The sequence below is a fragment of the Neopararhizobium haloflavum genome (genome assembly GCF_002750855.1).
Classification (GTDB): domain Bacteria; phylum Pseudomonadota; class Alphaproteobacteria; order Rhizobiales; family Rhizobiaceae; genus Georhizobium; species Georhizobium haloflavum.
Genome location: NZ_NWUC01000016.1, coordinates 1 through 18,851, shown reverse-complemented (window position 1 = coordinate 18,851; position 18,851 = coordinate 1). Strand labels below are relative to the sequence as shown.

The 18,851-nt window shown below is 61.3% G+C and carries 18 protein-coding genes; 9 read left to right on the top strand and 9 right to left on the bottom strand.

The window, feature by feature from the left end:
• Window positions 1-57: 57 nt before the first annotated feature.
• Window positions 58-993, bottom strand: a complete 936-nt coding sequence (locus tag CN673_RS20165; protein ID WP_157928975.1) for an RgsD C-terminal domain-containing protein — start codon at window positions 991-993, stop codon at window positions 58-60.
• A 115-nt stretch (window positions 994-1,108) separates the two neighbouring features.
• On the opposite strand from CN673_RS20165, the gene CN673_RS20160 reads away from it, so the two are divergent.
• The gene (locus tag CN673_RS20160; protein ID WP_099868214.1) at window positions 1,109-1,699 is read left to right on the top strand and encodes a nitroreductase family protein; all 591 of its coding nucleotides are present in this window, start codon (window positions 1,109-1,111) and stop codon (window positions 1,697-1,699) included.
• A 7-nt stretch (window positions 1,700-1,706) separates the two neighbouring features.
• Window positions 1,707-2,315 (top strand): flavin reductase family protein, encoded by a 609-nt coding sequence (locus tag CN673_RS20155; RefSeq protein ID WP_099868213.1) that lies wholly within the window; start codon window positions 1,707-1,709, stop codon window positions 2,313-2,315.
• Between the two features lie 7 nt (window positions 2,316-2,322).
• Here CN673_RS20155 and CN673_RS20150 read toward each other — a convergent pair whose 3' ends face one another.
• Together CN673_RS20150 and CN673_RS20145 are read right to left on the bottom strand one after the other, a co-directional pair.
• Window positions 2,323-3,213: an HpcH/HpaI aldolase/citrate lyase family protein gene (locus CN673_RS20150; protein WP_099868212.1), complete on the bottom strand. Its 891-nt coding sequence runs from the start codon at window positions 3,211-3,213 to the stop codon at window positions 2,323-2,325.
• A 3-nt stretch (window positions 3,214-3,216) separates the two neighbouring features.
• Entirely contained in the window at window positions 3,217-3,669 is a 453-nt protein-coding gene (locus CN673_RS20145) for a MaoC family dehydratase (protein ID WP_099868211.1), read from the bottom strand.
• Between the two features lie 165 nt (window positions 3,670-3,834).
• On the opposite strand from CN673_RS20145, the gene CN673_RS20140 reads away from it, so the two are divergent.
• Entirely contained in the window at window positions 3,835-4,977 is a 1,143-nt protein-coding gene (locus CN673_RS20140; protein WP_099868210.1) for a DUF2336 domain-containing protein, read from the top strand.
• Between the two features lie 13 nt (window positions 4,978-4,990).
• Here CN673_RS20140 and parE read toward each other — a convergent pair whose 3' ends face one another.
• The gene (gene parE / locus CN673_RS20135; protein ID WP_099868209.1) at window positions 4,991-7,057 is read right to left on the bottom strand and encodes a DNA topoisomerase IV subunit B; all 2,067 of its coding nucleotides are present in this window, start codon (window positions 7,055-7,057) and stop codon (window positions 4,991-4,993) included.
• Window positions 7,058-7,204: 147 nt separating this feature from the next.
• On the opposite strand from parE, the gene CN673_RS20130 reads away from it, so the two are divergent.
• Window positions 7,205-8,107: an alpha/beta hydrolase gene (locus tag CN673_RS20130; RefSeq protein ID WP_245410016.1), complete on the top strand. Its 903-nt coding sequence runs from the start codon at window positions 7,205-7,207 to the stop codon at window positions 8,105-8,107.
• A 110-nt stretch (window positions 8,108-8,217) separates the two neighbouring features.
• On the opposite strand, the gene glnA is transcribed toward CN673_RS20130, so the two are convergent.
• From glnA to uvrA, 4 genes are all read right to left on the bottom strand, one after another.
• Window positions 8,218-9,627, bottom strand: a complete 1,410-nt coding sequence (glnA, locus tag CN673_RS20125; protein ID WP_099868208.1) for a type I glutamate--ammonia ligase — start codon at window positions 9,625-9,627, stop codon at window positions 8,218-8,220.
• Between the two features lie 61 nt (window positions 9,628-9,688).
• Window positions 9,689-10,027 (bottom strand): P-II family nitrogen regulator, encoded by a 339-nt coding sequence (locus CN673_RS20120; protein WP_099868207.1) that lies wholly within the window; start codon window positions 10,025-10,027, stop codon window positions 9,689-9,691.
• Window positions 10,028-10,303: 276 nt separating this feature from the next.
• Window positions 10,304-11,107 (bottom strand): DUF72 domain-containing protein, encoded by an 804-nt coding sequence (locus CN673_RS20115; RefSeq protein ID WP_099868206.1) that lies wholly within the window; start codon window positions 11,105-11,107, stop codon window positions 10,304-10,306.
• A gap of 75 nt (window positions 11,108-11,182) precedes the next feature.
• Window positions 11,183-14,104, bottom strand: coding sequence for an excinuclease ABC subunit UvrA (gene uvrA, locus CN673_RS20110; protein ID WP_099868224.1), 2,922 nt, complete (start codon window positions 14,102-14,104; stop codon window positions 11,183-11,185).
• 294 nt (window positions 14,105-14,398) lie between these two features.
• On the opposite strand from uvrA, the gene CN673_RS20105 reads away from it, so the two are divergent.
• The 5 genes from CN673_RS20105 (at window position 14,399) to CN673_RS20085 (ending at window position 17,797) form a co-directional block, all read left to right on the top strand.
• A complete protein-coding gene (locus tag CN673_RS20105; RefSeq protein WP_099868205.1) occupies window positions 14,399-14,893 on the top strand; it encodes a single-stranded DNA-binding protein in 495 nt (164 codons plus the stop codon).
• A 317-nt stretch (window positions 14,894-15,210) separates the two neighbouring features.
• Window positions 15,211-15,636: a DUF4168 domain-containing protein gene (locus CN673_RS20100; RefSeq protein WP_099868204.1), complete on the top strand. Its 426-nt coding sequence runs from the start codon at window positions 15,211-15,213 to the stop codon at window positions 15,634-15,636.
• A gap of 196 nt (window positions 15,637-15,832) precedes the next feature.
• The gene (gene cysE, locus CN673_RS20095) at window positions 15,833-16,663 is read left to right on the top strand and encodes a serine O-acetyltransferase (RefSeq protein ID WP_099868203.1); all 831 of its coding nucleotides are present in this window, start codon (window positions 15,833-15,835) and stop codon (window positions 16,661-16,663) included.
• A gap of 147 nt (window positions 16,664-16,810) precedes the next feature.
• On the top strand, window positions 16,811-17,014 hold the full coding sequence (locus tag CN673_RS20090; RefSeq protein ID WP_099868202.1) for a DUF3126 family protein: 204 nt from the start codon (window positions 16,811-16,813) through the stop codon (window positions 17,012-17,014).
• A gap of 258 nt (window positions 17,015-17,272) precedes the next feature.
• Window positions 17,273-17,797 carry a gamma carbonic anhydrase family protein gene (locus tag CN673_RS20085; protein WP_099868201.1) on the top strand — a complete coding sequence of 175 codons (525 nt, stop codon included), beginning with the start codon at window positions 17,273-17,275 and terminating at the stop codon, window positions 17,795-17,797.
• 96 nt (window positions 17,798-17,893) lie between these two features.
• Here the strand turns inward: CN673_RS20085 and CN673_RS20080 are convergent, their stop codons facing one another.
• Window positions 17,894-18,505, bottom strand: a complete 612-nt coding sequence (locus tag CN673_RS20080) for a transglutaminase-like cysteine peptidase (protein WP_099868200.1) — start codon at window positions 18,503-18,505, stop codon at window positions 17,894-17,896.
• Between the last annotated feature and the right edge of the window lie 346 nt (window positions 18,506-18,851).

Below are 18,851 nucleotides of genomic sequence, written 5' to 3'. Positions count from 1 at the left end.
GGATGGGATTGGAAAAGGTGCAGCGCGCAACGCGCGATTGTTGGCAGCAGAACCGCTCTATTGGGAAAGCATGACCTCGACATCGGTATTGACACCGGCATGCACCGTGAAGTCGCGCTGGTAGACATTGTCCTTGTTGCGCGCGACGGCGGTATAGGTCCCTTCCGACAGAATGATGGTGGAGAAGGCACCGACGCTTTCGCTGATCGGATCGCCGCTCGCCGTGAGGATCGACCATGCCGTATCGGCGATCGCCTCGCCGCCGCGCTCGGAAACGAGTTTTAGCGTCAACTCAGCCGCGCGATGCTGGATGGTCGCCTCGGTCAGTTTGCCGGCCTCGATGTATATGTCGGACCGGATCGAGGCATTGAGATCGCCGTATTCGGACACGACGTGGTAAGTGCCCGCATTGAGCCCAATCACCGTGTCCGGCTTCACGTCTGCGATAACGAGGCGGCGTTCGTCATTGGCGCCATCGCTTGCATCGTAGACCGAGAAGGAGAGTTCGCCGGGCGGAATGCGCATGTCTTCGCCTGACCGCGCGTTGAGAACGAGCCCGCCGGCATTGAGCGTGATCGACTGGCGGCCGACTGGGCCCTCGGTCGGCACTTGGAGTTTCTTGGAGACCGCGGCGCGGCCGAAGGCGACATGCAGGAAATAGTCACCAGGCGGAAAGGTCATCTCCGCCGATCCCCCTTCGGAGCTTGCGACCAGCGGCAGCTTGCCATCCGGGCCGGGAACCGAATCGAACACCCGCCAGACCAGACCGTCCTTAAGAAGCGGCGCATCCTCTGTGAGCTTTGCCTCCAGCACGACAGTGCGGAACTGTTCGCTACCGTCGTCGGCTATCGTTGGTGCGTACTGGTTGAGACCCGGCAAGTCGAGCTCAGGCATTGCCGGCTCGATCTCGTCGAAGGGTGACTGGGCGAAGGTCGGCGCGACGCCGAGAAGAAGGATGCCTGCAAGAAGCGCGATCGGTCGGTAGCTGGTCATCGCTCTCATAGGTCGGCCGCGGTTGACAAGTTTCTGGTGAAGCGTCACTTGAACCCAAAACGGGTGGCAATTTCAAGGCCAACTTGTTGTTCCGATTCATTGGGGTAGGCACGTGATGCAAGAAACGCAGGCTGAATTGAACCTTGCGCTCAAGCAATATCTTCAGACCCGCAGGTCGACGCCGGCCATGCAGTTGCAGGAGCCTGGGCCATCTCCAAGCGAGATCGAAGGCATGATCGCCATCGCCTCGCGGGTGCCTGACCATGGCAAGCTCGCACCCTGGCGCTTCATCGTGCTCGCTGGCGATGTGCGTGAGCGCATTGGACGGGAGCTTGGCCGGATCGCCGCGGATGCCCGCTCGGACCTTGGCGCGAAAGAGCGTGAGATCGAGGAAACCCGCCTGACGCGGGCGCCGGTGGTGATAGCGGTCGTCAGCCGGGCGGCGCCACACCCAAAAATCCCCGAATGGGAACAGGTGCTCTCCGCGGGCGCCGTATGCTACGGCCTGTTCATGGCGGCCAACGCCTTCGGCTACGGGGCGAACTGGCTGACCGAATGGTATGCCTATGACGACAGCGCGCGCCCGCTCTTCGGTCTGGACCAGCAAGAGCGCATCGCCGGGTTTGTCCACATCGGAACGCCGGCCATGCAACCGGCCGACAGGCCGCGGCCGGACCTGACCGACATCGTGTATTGGGCGGAGTGATCGCACCATGTTCTACAGCACCGATACCAACAGGCATGGCCTGAAGCATGATCCGTTCAAGGCCATCGTCTCACCGCGTCCGATCGGCTGGATTGGCACCAAGGGCAAGGACGGGGCGCTCAATCTCGGCCCCTATTCCTTTTTCAACGCGCTTTCAGATCGGCCGAAGCTCGTGATGTTCTCGTCCGCGGGCTACAAGCACTCCGTTCGCAACGCCGAGGAAACCGGCGTCTTCACCGCGAGCCTGGTCGGCAAGGCATTGGCCGAAAAGATGAACGAAAGCTCGATCGACGCGCCTTATGGCGTCGATGAATTCGCGCTTGCGGGCCTGACCGCGCGACAAGGTGAACTTGTTGACGCGCCGTTCGTCGATGAGGCCTATGCCGCGCTTGAATGCCGCGTGACGAGCATCTTTCGTCCGAAGGACATCGAGGGCATGGACTCCGACAGTCACGTCGTCATCGGCCAGGTGATCGGCATCCACATTCGCGACGAGGCGGTTCAGGAAGGCCGCCTCGACATGGCGAAGGTCGCGCCGCTCGCCCGTCTTGGTTATATGGACTACGCAGACGGCGGCGACACGTTCGAAATGTTCCGGCCGAAATGGGAAGGCTGAGCCGGGCTCAGCTTGTGCTCATGCCGGCGGCTTCGGCGCGCGCGAGAATGCGTTCGGCCTGACGCAGATGCGGGCGGTCGATCATCTGCCCTTCCAGGCTGAGAACGCCGGCATCGTCGCCCGCTTCCGCAAAAAGCGTAACGATCTTGCGCGAGCGCTCGACCGCGTTCGCGTCGGGCGTGAAGACCCGGTTGATCACCGGGACCTGCGCTGGATGAATGGCCATCTTGCCGGAAAACCCGTCACGGACGGCGGCACGGCACTCGCGCTCCAGTCCGTCCATGTCGCGAAAATCGGTATAGACGGTGTCGACCGCCATCACTTTCGCGGCGGCCGCGCCGAGCACGGTCAGGCTGCGGGCGAGGCGGAACATGTCCGTGTAACGCCCCTCCATATCGCGGTTCGTCTCGACACCAAGGTCGGCCGATAGGTCTTCGCCGCCCCAGGCGAGTGCCTCCAGCCGGGGACTCATGTCGATATAGCTGCGCGCGCTGAGGACGCCCGCCGCCGTCTCGCTGACAAGGGCATGGATTCGCACCGAGCCTTCCGCGATACCCGCCTCCGCCTCGCGCACGGCGATCATCGCGTCGAGCTCCTGCACATGCGCTCCGCCTTCCGACTTCGGCAGGAGGATGCCGTCCGGCCGGCTCGCGATAACGGCATCGAGATCATCGCCGGTCAGTCCCGAATCCAGCGCGTTGACGCGTACGATGATGCGCGCACGCTCGCCGTTCTCGGCCTGGGACCGGATGAAGGCGGCTGCCATTTCCCGTCCGGCCGCCTTGCGGCGATAGGAGACGCTGTCTTCAAGGTCGATCAGCAGGCAGTCTGCCTCGGCACCCGGAGCCTTTTCCAGCTTGCGGTCGGAATCGGCGGGAACGAAAAGATAGGAACGCATGGGTCAGCCTTTTCTTGCGCGCATCATCGCCTGGCGACGGCACTGAGCGACGAGGACATCATCCTGGTTATAGGCGCGGTGCTCGAATTCCACGATTCCGCGATCGGGTTTCGAGCGTGACGGACGGGCGGAGATCACCGTCGTCTCGACATGCACGGTATCGCCGTGAAAGAGAGGGTGAGGGAACGTCACGTCGGTCATCCCGAGATTACCGATGGTGGTGCCTATGGTCGTGTCGTTGACCGAAATGCCGATCATGAGCCCCAGCGTGAAGAGCGAGTTGACCAGCGGCTTGCCCCACTCGGTGGCCGATGCGAATGCAAAATCGATGTGAAGCGGCTGCGGATTGAGTGTCATGTTCGAGAACAGCATGTTGTCGGACTCAGTCACCGTGCGCCGCAGGGCATGCCGAAACACCTGCCCAGGCTCGAATTCCTCCAGATAAAGTCCCGTCATCGCTTATCCTCCCGGGTGTCCGTCATGCGCCAGCGGGGTCTAGCCGATAGGCGCCTCCAGGAAAAGCCCGATGGTGTGGTGCGCATTATGGTAAACCGAACGTAAACGATTTCTGCCTAGCGTGAACCGACGCGGAATCACGCGGCAGGAAATGGGGCAGACGTCATGATCATCGAGGCTTTTCTGCGTTGGACTGAACGAGCGGCAGCATCGGACCGGGCCAAGGCCGCCGGTTCGCTGGCGCGAGCTTATGTTTCTGGCAGGATGACATTGGAGGACCGGCGCGCTGGCGAAGCGGCGCTTTTTTTCCTGCTAGACGATCCGTCGCCAAAGGTGCGTCTTGCCATCGCCAGCGCCATCGCTGCGAGCACGGAGGCACCGCGGGCGATGATCCACGCGCTTTGCCGTGATCAGATCGAGGTGGCGAGCCATGTCGTGGCATTGTCACCGCTCCTGAGCGATGGAGATCTCGTCGACATCGTCGCCGATACCCATAGCGACGTCCAGCGTGTCGTCGCGTTGCGCGCGCGCGTTTCCGTTGCGGTGTCCGCAGCCATTGCCGAAGTTGCCGACTGGCCGGCCATCTGTGACCTTCTGGAAAATGAAGGCGCGACGATTGCCGCCATCTCGCTGCGCCGCATCGTCGAGCGCTATGGCGAGAACGGCGATGTCCGGTGCGCGCTGCTGGCCCGTGCGGACATTCCCTGCGACGTTCGCCATCAGCTGGCGATGCATGTGGGCGAGGCGCTTGCTGCGCTGCCGCTCGTGCGGAGCGCGATCGGGGACGGCCGGATCGCACGGGTGACGAAAGACGCCTGCCAGCAGGCGACATTGCGCATGGTGAGCGAAGTGGAAGTCAGCGAACTGCCGGCGCTGGTGGAGCATCTGCGCATTCAAGGCCAGCTCACTTCCGCGCTTTTGATGCATGCTCTCTGTCAGGGCAATATCGACTTCTTCGCCGCCGCGATCGTCACGCTGACTGGACAGCCCCCGACGCGAGTGCGAGCAATCCTCGCCGATGGTCGGGAGGCAACGTTGCGCGCGATGTATCGATCCGCTCAGATCAGTGAGGCGACATGTCGGGTTCTGATTTCCGCGACGCTCATCTGGCGCCGGGCTGGTCGCGACGGACGCGTCTCGACGACCGGGAGTGTGGCCGAACTGCTCATGCATCGCCATGGCGTGGAAGCCGAGCACAGCACCGAGATTGCCGAACTGCTGATGCTTGTAGAACGGCTCAACCTGACGCATCGCCGTCGCATCGCATGCGATGCGGCACTGGACATGAAATCGCGGCGCGCGGCCTGAGACGCTGCAGCGGTCAGATATCGAGATTGTCGGCGAAGGCGGCATGCTCCTGGATGAACCGGAAGCGGGCCTCGGGACGCGTGCCCATCAGATCGTCGATGGCCAGCTTCGTTCCGGCGGCGTCGTCGGAAATGGCGACCCGAAGCAGCGTGCGCCTTGCCGGGTCCATCGTCGTCTCCTTGAGCTGCGCGGGAAGCATTTCGCCCAGCCCCTTGAAGCGCCCGATCTCGACCTTTCCCCGGCCCTTGAACTCGGTCTCCAGCAACTCCATCCTGTGCGCGTCGTCACGGGCGTAGAGTGTTTTTGCCCCTTGCGTCATCCGATAGAGCGGTGGCACCGCCAGGTAGAGATGACCGTTGTCGATCAGTTCCGGCATCTCCTGATAGAAAAAGGTGATCAGAAGCGAGGCGATGTGGGCGCCGTCGACGTCGGCATCGGTCATGATGATGATGCGGTCGTAGCGCAGATCGTCGTCCCGGTATTTCGACCGCGTACCGCAACCGAGCGCCTGGATCAGGTCTGCGATCTGCTGGTTTGCGGTGAGCTTGTCGCGCCCGGCGCTGGCGACGTTCAGGATCTTGCCACGGAGCGGCAGGATCGCCTGATTGGACCGGTTGCGTGCCTGTTTCGCAGAGCCACCGGCCGAATCGCCCTCGACGATGAAAAGCTCCGCCCCCTGCGCCGCGCCCTGGCTGCAATCGGCAAGCTTGCCGGGCAGGCGGAGCTTGCGCACCGCGCTCTTGCGGCTGACTTCCTTCTCCTTGCGCCGTCGCACACGTTCGTCAGCACGCTCGATCACCCAATCGAGAAGCTTGGCCGCCTCTTGCGGGGAATCGGCAAGGAAATGGTCGAACGGATCCCGAATCGCGTTTTCGACTAGTCGTTGCGCCTCGGCCGTCGCCAGCTTGTCCTTGGTCTGACCGACGAATTCCGGTTCGCGCACGAACACGGAAAGCATGCCCGCCGCCGAGATCATGACGTCGTCCGTGGTGATGATGGAGGCCCGCTTGTTGCCGGTGAGGTCTGCGTACGCCTTCAGCCCACGCGTCAGGGCGAGGCGAAAGCCGGCCTCGTGGGTGCCGCCTTCGGCCGTTGGAATGGTGTTGCAGTAAGAGGCGACGAACGGATCGCCGCCATACCATGTGATGGCCCACTCGACCGAGCCGTGGCCACCGGCCTTGGCCGTCTTTCCGGCAAAGACCTCGCGGGTCACCTGAAAGTCCTTGCCCAGCGAAGCGGCTAGATAATCCTTCAGGCCGCCGGGGAAGTGGAAGACCGCTTTTTCCTCGATCACGCCGCCCGCCTGGATCAGCGAGGGATCACAGGACCACCGGATCTCGACGCCGCCGAAAAGATACGCCTTCGAGCGGGCCATGCGATAAAGGCGCTCGGGCAGAAAATGGGCGTTCTGGCCGAAAATCTCAGGGTCGGGGTGAAAACGCACGCGCGTGCCGCGGCGGTTCTGGACCTCGCCGACCTCCTCCAGAGGACCGAGCGGGACGCCTTTGGAGAATTTCTGGCGATAGAGCTTGCGATTGCGCGCTACCTCGACCTCGAGCAAATCGGACAGGGCGTTGACGACCGAGACGCCGACGCCGTGGAGCCCGCCGGATGTCTCGTAGACCTTGCTGTCGAATTTGCCGCCCGCATGCAGCGTCGTCATAATGACTTCGAGCGCGGACTTGTTCTTGAATTTGGGGTGGGGATCGATGGGAATGCCGCGGCCATTGTCGGTGACGGTCAGGAAACCGTCTGCCGACAGCTCGACGTCGATGAAATTGGCATGCCCGGCAACGGCCTCGTCCATCGCATTGTCGATGACTTCGGCGAAGAGATGGTGCAGGGCCTTTTCATCGGTGCCGCCGATATACATGCCAGGCCGCCGGCGCACCGGTTCGAGACCCTCCAGAACTTCGATATCCGCCGCCGAGTATCCGGCGTCCTCACGGGACGCCTGGAACTGAGTTTTCCGCGGCGCCGTCTTCGGTTCCGCGGGAACGGCAATCGCATCATCGGCCCTGGGGCTCGCAGCGGTTCCCTTCGAACCGAAACCGGAGAAAAGATCGTTGCTGTCGTCCATGCGATTGTTGCTTTCCGCCTACCGATGGGTGCCGAATCGGCTGTGAGTCTGCCAGAAATGCGGGGGTGTCGCGAGCTGCGTTCCGCAAATGTTCGCGGCGCGGGGGTGCTTGCCCACACTCTTGGCTGAGGGATAGTGGATAACGTGATGGGAAAAAAGGGCAGGGCGATGCAACTGAGCCAATTGCGCGTTCTTGTCGGCTTCGCGTGCGCCCTGCTCGTCGCGCCGAATCTGGCCCTGGCGCAGTCAGTCGCCCCCTTCAAGGACCGTCTCTTCGCTTATCCAGAGATGATCGACCAACGCGCGGACGGCCGGTTCCAGCGCTATGCCTATGACGAGGCCCGCGATATCGATCGGCGCGACTCGATCCCTGAAAAACGGGTCGACCCCGCCTATGTCGACCTCAGCGTTCGCAGACAGCAGAGGGCAGGCTCCGTCGCGTATGGCCAAAGAAACCTGGAATTTTACGAAGTCGGCGCGGCGCAAGGCGCAGACTTCGCCGTCATCTTTATTCACGGAAGGGGTGGTGATCGCCGGCTCGGCGTGGACGATTGGACCTTTGGTGGCAACTTCAACCGTCTCAAGAACCTAGCCGTGAAAAATGATGGCACCTATTACGCGCCGAGTGTTCCTGATTTCGGGACAAATGGAACGCAAGCGGTCAGCGCGCTCATCCGCCAGGTGGCGAAGGTATCGCCCGGCGCGCCGATTATCCTGGCCTGCGGCTCCATGGGCAGCCTGATCTGCTGGAGGGCGGCCGACGATGCCGCGGTGTCCGCGCTGTTGGACGGTCTCGTTATCCTCGGTGGCACGGCACATCGCGCCTTCACACAGTCCCCGGCAATGCGCCTTCGCGTTCCCATCGTCTTTGCACATGGTAGCAACGATCAGGTTTATGACTGGCGATCGCAGGCCGCATTGTTCGACGCGGTTCTCGCGGCAGCGCCGGACTACAGAACACGATTCGCCCTGTTCGAGACAGGATCACATGGCACGCCGATCCGCATGACCGACTGGCGTGAGACGCTGAACTTCATCATGTCGCGGTAAGTGAAAGCATCTGAGTAAGGCCTTGCGTTCGCATACGAAAGCGGTCTGGCCGGAGACCTCAAAAAGGAAATGGCTCCGGCGCGAGCGCCGGAGCCTTCAGGCGGTTCGGATCAGACCGAATAGTACATATCGAACTCGACCGGGTGCGGCGTCATTTCGAAGCGCAGCACTTCTTCCATCTTCAGATCGATGAACGCGTCGATCTGGTCGTCGTCAAAGACCCCGCCCGCGGTCAGGAACTTTCGATCCTTGTCGAGGCTGGTGAGGGCTTCGCGCAGCGAGCTGGATACCGTCGGGATCTTCTTCAGTTCCTTCGGCGGCAGGTCGTAAAGGTCCTTGTCCATGGCCTTGCCGGGATGGATCTTGTTCTTGATGCCGTCGAGGCCGGCCATCAGCATGGCGGCGAAAGCGAGATAGGGGTTCGCCGTCGGATCGGGGAAGCGGACTTCCACGCGCTTGGACTTCGGCGAGGAACCGAAGGGGATACGGCAGGAAGCGGAGCGGTTGCGAGCCGAGTAGGCGAGCAGGACCGGTGCTTCGAAGCCCGGAACCAGACGCTTGTACGAATTGGTCGACGGGTTTGTGAAGGCGTTGAGCGCCTTTGCGTGCTTGATGATGCCGCCGATGTAGTAGAGGCAGGATTCCGACAGGCCGGCATATTCGTCGCCGGCAAAGGTCGGCTTGCCGTCCTTCCAGATCGACTGGTGCACGTGCATGCCCGAGCCGTTGTCGCCGTAGACCGGCTTCGGCATGAAGGTTGCCGTCTTGCCGTAGGCGTTTGCGACCTGGTGAATGACGTACTTGTAGATCTGCATCTTGTCGGCGTTGCGCGTCAGCGTATCGAACTTGATGCCAAGCTCGTGCTGTGCGGCGGCCACTTCGTGGTGATGCTTCTCGACCGAGACGCCCATCTCGGCCATGACCGTCAGCATCTCCGAACGCATGTCCTGGCAGCTGTCGATTGGCGGAACAGGGAAATAGCCACCCTTGACGCGCGGGCGGTGGCCAAGGTTGCCGGTTTCGTAGTCGGCGTCGTCGTTCGACGGAAGTTCGGTCGAATCGAGCTTGAAGCCGGTGTTGTAGGGATCGGCCTTGTACTTGACGTCGTCGAAGACGAAGAACTCGGCTTCCGGACCGACGAAGCAGGTGTCGCCGACGCCTGACGCCTTCATGTAGGCTTCCGCCTTCTTGGCGGTTCCGCGCGGATCGCGGTTATAGCTCTCGCCGGTCACCGGATCGAGAATGTCGCAGACGATTGCCATGGTGGACTGGGCGAAGAACGGGTCGACATGCGCGGACTCGGTATCCGGCATCAGCACCATGTCGGACTCGTTGATGGCCTTCCAGCCCGCGATCGAGGAACCGTCGAACATGACGCCGTCGGCGAACATGTCGTCGTCGACCATGGTGGCGTCCATCGTGACGTGCTGCATCTTGCCCTTCGGGTCGGTGAAGCGCAGGTCCACGAACTTGATGTCGGTGTCCTTGATTTGTTTGAGAATGTCCTTGGCAGTCGTCATTATGCACACTTCCCTGGTTGAAAACTGAAATGATGAACCGGCGAAAAGCCGGCAGTGGTGGCTAGATGGCGTCGACGCCCGTCTCACCGGTGCGGATACGGATGACCTCTTCGACGTTGGACACGAAGATCTTTCCATCACCGATGCGCCCCGTCTGGGCCGCGTTGCGGATTGCCTCGATGGCGGCTTCAGCCGTTTCGTCGGCAAGAACGATCTCGACTTTCACCTTGGGCAGAAAATCAACGACGTATTCGGCGCCACGGTAGAGCTCGGTATGCCCCTTCTGGCGGCCGAACCCTTTCGCTTCGGTGACCGTGATACCCTGCAAGCCGACTTCCTGAAGGGCTTCCTTCACCTCGTCGAGCTTGAACGGCTTGATGATCGCCTCGATCTTTTTCATGAGAAAATTGTTCTCCGCTCTTCCCTGGAACCCGAACCCCGGGCCTGCACAGCAACGTATGCACAGGCCATGCCAATTGGCGAGGAATCGGCAAAAATGGACTTGATCCCTCTCTCTGAAACCATGAAACGCTCGCGATTTCGACGATCAACGATGCCCGAGAGATCGAAAAGGCGCATTCCAAGCCAAAATCGCTGTGGGCATGATTGCAGCCCTGAGGATGCTTCGCCACTCACTATGCTCAAAAAGTGATCGAATTGCTGAAAAAAGAGGCGTCTATTTTTGCGTCAACTCCGCGAGACGCATCGCTCCATGCGGCGCGCGGGATTTTCCTTCGGAAATGAAATAGGCATAGACATCTCGCGCGCGAGGCTCCGGCTCGTTGTCGCCGGCAACGAGCGGAAGGTCTTCCGGCTGTCCGCCGTCAGCCCAAAGCTGCGTCCTTCTTGCCCATCGGGCCAGATCGTCCTCAGGATAGCAGGTTGCAACGTGGGCGCTGCCGCGCTGAAGCCGGGCATAGACGAAGTCGCCTGTCACGTCGGCTATTTCCGGATAGCTCGCATGGTGCGCATAAACGACGGCGATGTTTCGTTTGCGCATGAGTGCGATGAATTCCGGCACGGCAAAACTATCGTGCCGCACTTCTACCGCGTGTTGGAGATCGACCCCGTCGGCGGCAGAAGGCAGCAGTTCCAGAAAGGCATCGAAATCATCGGGGTCGAACTGCTTGGTCGGCGCAAACTGCCATAGGATCGGCCCGAGCCTGTCGCCGAGCTCGGCAATGCCCTGGCCGACGAATTTCGCGATCGAGTCAGCTGCCTGCGCGAGCTCCTTTCGATTGGTGACGTAGCGCGAGCCTTTGAGTGAGAAGACGAAACCATCAGGCACACTGGCGGCCCATTTGGCGAATGTGGCTGGCTTCTGGCTGCCATAGTAGGTGGCGTTGACCTCGATCGCCGTCAGCTGGCTGGCGGCATATTCAAGTTCCCGGCTTTTCGGCAGTTTGTCCGGATAGAAGGTCTCGCGCCACGGCTCGAAGACCCAGCCGCCGATGCCGGTACGGATCACGCCAGATGCCATAAATCTCTCCTAGCTAAGGTGATTGGGCAAGCCACGGCGCGCGACAACGGCGCACGAGCCGCAAGCAGATCTCGTCTACTCAGCTGCCACCGTCTTCGCCGGCGGTCGCCGTTCCAGGAGTTCCTTAAGGAACTGTCCCGTGTAGGACCGCTTTTCCTTGACCACCTGTTCCGGCGTGCCGGTCGCGACGATCTCGCCGCCGCCATCGCCTCCCTCCGGACCGAGGTCGATGATCCAGTCAGCGGTCTTGATGACTTCCAGATTGTGCTCGATAACGACGACCGAGTTGCCCTGGTCGACGAGTTCGTGCAGCACTTCGAGCAGCTTGGCGACATCGTGAAAGTGGAGGCCCGTGGTCGGTTCGTCGAGGATATAGAGGGTCCGGCCGGTCGACCGTTTCGACAGCTCCTTGGCGAGCTTGACGCGTTGGGCCTCGCCACCCGACAGCGTCGTGGCCTGCTGGCCGATCTTGACATAGCCGAGCCCGACGCGGTTAAGCGTCACCAGCTTGTCGCGTACCGCGGGCACTGCGGCGAAGAAGTCGACGCCTTCCTCAACGGTCATGTCGAGGACATCGGCGATCGATTTGCCCTTGAACGCAACGTCCAGCGTTTCGCGGTTGTAGCGCTTGCCGTGGCAGACGTCGCAGGTCACGTAGACATCCGGCAGGAAATGCATCTCGATCTTGATCACACCGTCGCCCTGGCAGGCTTCGCACCGCCCACCCTTGACGTTGAAGGAGAAGCGCCCGGGCTGATATCCGCGGGCCTTGGATTCCGGCAGGCCGGCAAACCAATCCCTTATCGGCGTGAAGGCCCCGGTATAGGTCGCTGGATTGGAGCGCGGCGTACGCCCGATCGGCGACTGGTCGATGTCGATGACCTTGTCGATGAACTCTAGCCCGTCGATGCGTTCGTGTTCCGCCGGGTTTTCGCGCGCGCCCATTACGCGCCGTGAGGCAGCCTTGTAGAGCGTCTCGATCAGGAAGGTCGACTTGCCGCCACCCGAAACACCGGTGACCGCGGTAAAGACCCCGAGAGGAACCGCCGCGGTGACATTCTTCAGGTTGTTGCCTCGCGCGCCGACGACTTTCAGCTCCTTGCGCTTGGTCGGCTTGCGGCGCTGTGCAGGGAGTTCAACCGCGAGCGCCCCCGACAGATACCTGCCGGTCAGCGATTTCGGATTGGCCATGATATCCGACGGGGTGCCTTCAGCGATGACCTCCCCGCCGTGGATGCCTGCCGCAGGACCGATATCGACCACGTGGTCCGCCGTCAGGATGGCGTCCTCGTCATGCTCGACCACGATCACCGTATTGCCGATGTCGCGCAGGTGCTTGAGCGTGTCGAGGAGGCGCGCGTTGTCGCGCTGGTGAAGGCCAATGGATGGCTCGTCGAGAACGTAGAGCACGCCGGTCAGGCCGGACCCGATCTGGGAGGCCAGACGGATGCGCTGGCTCTCGCCGCCCGACAACGTTCCCGAGTTGCGCGACAGCGTCAGATAATCGAGGCCGACATCGTTGAGAAAATTCAGCCGGTCGCGGATCTCCTTCAAGATCCGCACGGCAATCTCGTTCTGCTTGTCGTTGAGCCGATCTGGAAGCACGTCGAACCATGCGCCAGCGCCCTTGATCGACATCTGCGATACTTCACCGATATGGCAGCCATCGATCTTGACCGCCAGCGCCTCTGGCCGCAGGCGGAAGCCGCTGCAAGCCGGGCAGGGCGCTGCAGACATATAGCGCTCTATCTCTTCGCGCGCCCAGGCCGAGTCGGTCTCACGCCACCGCCGCTCGAGGTTCGGCACGATTCCCTCAAAAGTCTTCGACGTCTTGTAGGAACGCAGGCCGTCATCATAGTTGAACGCGATTTTGTCCGAAGTGCCGTTCAAGATGGCGTGTCGCGCGGCGTCCGGCAGTTCGTTCCAGCGATCACCGAGCTTGAATCCGTAATGTTTTCCGAGCGCGTCAAGCGTCTGCCGGTAATATGGCGACGACGACTTCGCCCAGGGGGCGATTGCCCCGTCGCGCAAGGTGCGGGCCGGTTCAGGCACGATCAGCATCGGGTCGATCTTCTGCTGACTGCCGAGCCCGTCGCAGGTCGGACAGGCGCCCGAAGGATTGTTGAACGAAAACAGGCGCGGCTCGACCTCGGTGATCGTGAAGCCGGATACGGGGCACGCGAACTTTTCGGAGAAAAGCATCCGCTCATGCGTCTCATTCTTCGACTTATTGGCCGCGCCACCTTCCGCGGTCTCGCCGGGCGGCAACGGCCGATCAGCGAATTCCGCAACGGCGAGCCCGTCCGCCAGGCGAAGACAGGTCTCCAGACTGTCGGCGAGACGGGCAGCGATGTCACCGCGCACGACGATCCGGTCGACCACGATATCGATATCGTGCTTGTATTTCTTGTCCAGCGCCGGAGCGTCGGCGATCTCGTGAAACGCGCCGTCGATCTTGACGCGCTGGAAGCCCTTTTTCATCAGTTCGGCGAGTTCCTTGCGGTACTCGCCCTTTCGCCCGCGAACCAGCGGCGCAAGGATATAAAGCCGCTCGCCTTCGTCCAGCGCGAGCACGCGGTCGACCATCTGACTGACAGTCTGGCTCTCGATGGGCAGCCCCGTTGCGGGCGAATAGGGAACGCCGACGCGCGCGAAAAGCAAACGCATGTAGTCGTAGATTTCGGTGACCGTTCCGACCGTCGAGCGCGGGTTCTTGGACGTCGTCTTCTGTTCGATGGAAATCGCCGGCGAAAGGCCGTCGATCTGGTCGACATCCGGCTTCTGCATCATTTCGAGGAACTGGCGCGCATAAGCCGAGAGGCTTTCGACATAGCGCCGCTGGCCTTCTGCATAGATCGTGTCGAAGGCGAGGGACGACTTGCCCGAGCCTGACAGCCCTGTCATGACGATCAGGCTGTTGCGCGGCAGATCAAGATCGATGCCCTTGAGGTTATGCTCGCGCGCGCCTCTGATGGAGATGGACTTGAGTTCACTCATGAAGATCGCCAGATAAAATGCCGGATGTGAGCCCGGTCCATCATGCAAGGACCGGATGCGTTTGGTCTATGTAATGGGTCGCCGGTCGATGTCGAGATGGCGGCGATCGACTCGATTGACCCTGATATCTTGTGCGAATAGAACAAAAAAAGAACAAACGCGAGTGGAAAATTGCGTTGTGGATCAAGCGTTCGCCCGCACCCCCGCCTGCGCTCCGATCAGCTAGGATGCGCGTCAGCGCGGTCCACGTTTGAAGATCGCACAACGAAAGAACCGAAAAGGACACAAGGGATCATGGCAGGCAGCGTCAACAAGGTAATTCTCGTCGGCAATCTCGGCGCGGATCCGGAAATCCGCCGAACCCAGGACGGTCGCCCGATCGCCAACCTATCCGTCGCGACGTCCGAGAACTGGCGTGACAAAAACACCGGCGAGCGACGCGAGCGGACCGAATGGCATCGCGTCGTCATCTTCAACGAAGGGCTCTGCAAGGTTGCGGAAAATTACCTGAAGAAGGGCTCGAAGGTCTATGTCGAAGGGCAGTTGCAGACCCGCAAATGGCAGGACCAGAGCGGTCAGGACAAATACTCGACCGAGGTTGTGCTGCAAGGGTTCAATTCGACCCTGACGATGCTGGACGGGCGAGCTGATGGCGCCGGTGCCGGACAGGGCGGCGGGCGCGGCTCCGACTATTCGTCCGGCGGCGACTACGGGCGCCCCTCCGCACCCTCGCGCGGCGGCGATGAAGGCAACTTCTCGCGCGACATGGATGACGAAATCCCGTTCTGACGCTGGTCGCGGCTATCCTGATCGGGCCGGCGTCGTCTTGGGCCGCCCGATCGGCTGCGATCACGGAATGTTATTCTGCATAATAAAAAGCCAGTATTATTCTGCGAAAGCGATTGATGAGGCTGTCAATCCAAACATTTGTTTCATCGGCGCAGTGAACGTGACCATAATTGTAGCGTTTTTATTGCCTGTTACCGTGGTTTGACCTCAATCCTTGATTACATCCGCCTCGTCAACGCCGCCCGTTTCTTTGTGGTGGGTGGCAGTACGAGGTATGGGCTGGCTATCGCGCCAGCATTATCGAGGAAGTGATTATCATGAACATCAAGCGCTACTCCCTCATGGCCGTTGCCGCGATCGGACTGTCCTTGCCGGCCTCGGGCTTTGCATTGGCTCAGGAGACCGCACCGGCGGCGCCAGCGCCCGAGATGCAGCAGCAGGCGCCTGCGCAGGATTTTTCCGACGAGCAGCTGCGTTCCTTCGCGGTCGCCTTTCTTGAAGTCGACCAGATCAACAAGCAGTACACGCCGCGCCTTCAGGAAGCCGGTACGCCTGAGGAGCAGCAGGCCATCCAGGAAGAAGCGAGCCAGGAAATGGTGAGTGCCGTGGAAAGCTCCGAGGGCATCTCCGTTCAGGAATATACCTCGATCATGCAGGCGGCCCAGGCGGATCCCGCGCTGGCGCAGACGCTGACGGAGTATATCGGCGAAGCATCCGGTGGCGAAACCACGCCGGCGGAATAGTCGACATAGTCCGGTCCCGGCCGCGCGGCCGGCCGCACACATGATCGCGTGGGACCCTCGGTCGCTTGGCCGGGGGTTCTCGCGTGAGATGCGTTGGCGCTAGCCCCATTGCATGGACCGTTCCATCGCCCCATTTATGTCTTCGTATTTCTTGACTAAGATCGAGTCAGATATTCGTGCGAGAGGAACGGGCGCAATGAACGCACGCCATGAGACCAAGGCATCGGAACCGCTGAAGGTCATCGACCCGATCTGGAACGCGATACGGCAGGAGGCCGAAGAGGCCCTCGCCAACGACCCCGTTCTGTCCGGTTTTCTCTATTCCACCATACTGAACGCCCGCAATCTCGAAGAGGCGGTGATCCATCGCATCAGCGAGCGGCTAGACCATGCTGACGTAACGGCCAACATGCTGCGTCAGGCTTTTTTGCAGATGCGTGACGAGTGGGCGGAGTGGGGCGCATGGTTGCGCGTTGACATTCAGGCCGTCTACGACCGCGATCCCGCCTGCGGCCGTTTCATCGAGCCAGTTCTTTTCTTCAAGGGCTTCCATGCTCTGCAGACCCACCGCCTGGCGCATTGGCTCTGGCATGGCGGCCGAAAGGATTTCGCGCTCTATCTGCAAAGCCGCTCCTCCGCGGTGTTCCAGACGGACATCAATCCCGCCGCGCCCTTCGGCAAAGGCATATTTCTCGATCATGCCACGGGGCTCGTCGTCGGTGCGACGGCGCGTGTCGGGGATAACGTTTCCATCCTCCAGGGCGTCACGCTCGGCGGCACCGGCAAGGAAGGTGGCGATCGTCACCCCAAGATCCAGAACGGTGTCTTGATCGGCGCCGGTGCCAAGATCCTCGGCAACATCGAGATCGGGCATTGCTCGCGCATCGCCGCCGGTTCCGTCGTTCTGAAGCCCGTCCCGGCCAATTCAACGGTCGCCGGCGTACCCGCCCGGGTGATCGGTGCAGCCGGCTGTGAAGAGCCCTCGCGCGCCATGGACCAGTTGCTGGGGTCGTTCGTCGACGACTAGCCCATGGTGGCCGAAGCTCTGACCGTAAAACGGCGGTGGAGGGTTTACAGCGCCGGAAGCGCCATGCGACAAGCGCGCACCGCAGGGCGGCGACCTCGCCGTGCCGGCATCCAAGCCATTCCAAACAACAAGAACACGGGAGCCTCCATGAAACCCGAAGAAATCAGAAAGCTGGAAGCCTACTTCAAGCGGACGTTCAACGACCGCATGCAGGTGCGCGCACGGCCCAAGAAGGACGACTCCGCCGAAGTCTATATCGGTGAGGAATTCCTGGGCGTGGTGTTCCGCGACGATGAGGATGGCGACCTATCCTTCAATTTCTCGATGGCGATCCTCGACATCGACCTCTAGCAGCACCCTCACGCGGTCCAACCCATTACCGTGTCTGGCTGCCGCCTGCGGGCGGCTCGCCATTCTCTCTTTCCTCACTAGACGATGCGACACGTCCCGGCACGCCGCTGCTTGAACTGCGGCCCACCATCGGTGATACCGGAAGATGACGGTGTGGCATCTGGTGGCGCGTCGACGATGCGCCGGCCCGGTGTGTCGATGCCACGAGCACTCTAAAGGGAACCATAGCCCAGCAGCGGGCAGGAGAGGAGCACAAGAATGGCCATCTATCGACTGGGCGAACGACAACCGTTGCTGCCGGCCGGATTCTACTGGATCGCGGACAATGCGACGGTCATCGGATCGGTGGAGTTGGAGGAAGATGTCGGCATATGGTTCAACGCCGTCTTGCGCGGCGACAACGAGCCGATCCGCATCGGTCGCGGCACCAATGTTCAGGAAAACTGCGTCTTCCACACCGATATGGGGTTTCCGCTGACGATCGGTCGGGGTTGCACCATCGGTCACAAAGCGATGCTGCATGGCTGCACGATTGGTGACAACTCGCTCGTCGGCATGGGCGCGACGATCCTCAACGGCGCCGTCATTGGTCGCAATTGCCTGATCGGGGCGAACGCGCTGGTGACGGAGCGCAAGGAAATCCCGGACAACTCGCTCGTCATGGGTGCACCGGCCAAGGTCGTGCGGACGCTCGATGCGGACGCTGCCGCAGGGCTTGCGGCCTCTGCCGCGCACTATGTCGAAAATGCCCGCCGGTTCGCGCGCGATCTGACGCTCGTTTGACAAGAAAAAAGGCCGGTGCGCTTTGAGACACCGGCCTGCCAGTTCCGACACGGGGAATGGTCGGGATCGCTGGGAAATTCGTGCCGTGCGCCGAATTTAGCGCACGCTACCAACGGCCATCGGATCGCGGCTGTCGTTGATTGCCTTCCACATTCCGGCATGCTCGCTCGACTGCCGCTTCAAGAATGTATATTCCGTGTCCGACCACAGCAGCACGCGGTCGCGCATGTTGTCGAGGATGAAGTCGCCGTGATCGGTGCGCACGGTCAGAACCGCATGTCCGAGGCCATCTGGCTGCAATACGACGGTGATCAGCAGGTCACTGGCCGCAAAGCCGCGTTCCATCAGCATCTTGCGCTTGAGCAGCACGTAGTCTTCGCAGTCGCCGACGACCGAGGGATAGGACCAGACCTCTTCACGACCATGGATCTCCATGTCGGTCAGCGGCTGCACGGCGCGATTGACTGTGACGTTGACGTCGAGCAGAACCGCCCATTTTTCGCGTGTCAGAGTGCCTGGCGCCGTCGGGCCGCTCGCGCTGCGGCCGCACTCGGCCGCGTTGGCCCGGCAGAATTCATGGTGGCCGATCGGCTGGCTGGTCTGATTGGCTGTGACCATGTTGGCGGGAGCGGCTGAAGCGGCTCCACCCAGTCCCAGAAGGGCACATGCCATGGCCAGGGCGGCGATCGTCGTCGTGGTCTTTTTCATTGGTTGCTTCCCCGTTGTTGAGGAAACAATCGCAGAGAAATTTTGAGATCACGCGAAAAGGCGAAGTAAAAACAAGTACAAAACTAGTATAAAATCTATGCATTGCGGAAGCAATACATTAACCATGGACGGGCCCAAGGGTCCATGAAGCCGCAGCGGCTGCGGCGCCCACCCTCGGCGGCGGGTGAGGAGACCATCAAGGATGTAACAGGAAGGAAATGATGACGCGAAGCGCACCGCTGGCGCACTTGCAGACTGAGTTGAATCAGTGAACGACCCGAGACATCGGTGACGTTTTGTACCGGACACATGGGTAACACTTTTCGCTTTGCGGGAGGTGTTGATG

Bases quoted from the DNA above. Each gene is read 5' to 3' on its own strand.
- CN673_RS20165 (WP_157928975.1), bottom strand. From the start codon at position 993: ATGACCAGCTACCGACCGATCGCGCTTCTTGCAGGCATCCTTCTTCTC.
- CN673_RS20160 (WP_099868214.1), top strand. From the start codon at position 1,109: ATGCAAGAAACGCAGGCTGAATTGAACCTTGCGCTCAAGCAATATCTT.
- CN673_RS20155 (WP_099868213.1), top strand. From the start codon at position 1,707: ATGTTCTACAGCACCGATACCAACAGGCATGGCCTGAAGCATGATCCG.
- CN673_RS20150 (WP_099868212.1), bottom strand. From the start codon at position 3,213: ATGCGTTCCTATCTTTTCGTTCCCGCCGATTCCGACCGCAAGCTGGAA.
- CN673_RS20145 (WP_099868211.1), bottom strand. From the start codon at position 3,669: ATGACGGGACTTTATCTGGAGGAATTCGAGCCTGGGCAGGTGTTTCGG.
- CN673_RS20140 (WP_099868210.1), top strand. From the start codon at position 3,835: ATGATCATCGAGGCTTTTCTGCGTTGGACTGAACGAGCGGCAGCATCG.
- parE (WP_099868209.1), bottom strand. From the start codon at position 7,057: ATGGACGACAGCAACGATCTTTTCTCCGGTTTCGGTTCGAAGGGAACC.
- CN673_RS20130 (WP_245410016.1), top strand. From the start codon at position 7,205: ATGGGAAAAAAGGGCAGGGCGATGCAACTGAGCCAATTGCGCGTTCTT.
- glnA (WP_099868208.1), bottom strand. From the start codon at position 9,627: ATGACGACTGCCAAGGACATTCTCAAACAAATCAAGGACACCGACATC.
- CN673_RS20120 (WP_099868207.1), bottom strand. From the start codon at position 10,027: ATGAAAAAGATCGAGGCGATCATCAAGCCGTTCAAGCTCGACGAGGTG.
- CN673_RS20115 (WP_099868206.1), bottom strand. From the start codon at position 11,107: ATGGCATCTGGCGTGATCCGTACCGGCATCGGCGGCTGGGTCTTCGAG.
- uvrA (WP_099868224.1), bottom strand. From the start codon at position 14,104: ATGAGTGAACTCAAGTCCATCTCCATCAGAGGCGCGCGCGAGCATAAC.
- CN673_RS20105 (WP_099868205.1), top strand. From the start codon at position 14,399: ATGGCAGGCAGCGTCAACAAGGTAATTCTCGTCGGCAATCTCGGCGCG.
- CN673_RS20100 (WP_099868204.1), top strand. From the start codon at position 15,211: ATGAACATCAAGCGCTACTCCCTCATGGCCGTTGCCGCGATCGGACTG.
- cysE (WP_099868203.1), top strand. From the start codon at position 15,833: ATGAACGCACGCCATGAGACCAAGGCATCGGAACCGCTGAAGGTCATC.
- CN673_RS20090 (WP_099868202.1), top strand. From the start codon at position 16,811: ATGAAACCCGAAGAAATCAGAAAGCTGGAAGCCTACTTCAAGCGGACG.
- CN673_RS20085 (WP_099868201.1), top strand. From the start codon at position 17,273: ATGGCCATCTATCGACTGGGCGAACGACAACCGTTGCTGCCGGCCGGA.
- CN673_RS20080 (WP_099868200.1), bottom strand. From the start codon at position 18,505: ATGAAAAAGACCACGACGACGATCGCCGCCCTGGCCATGGCATGTGCC.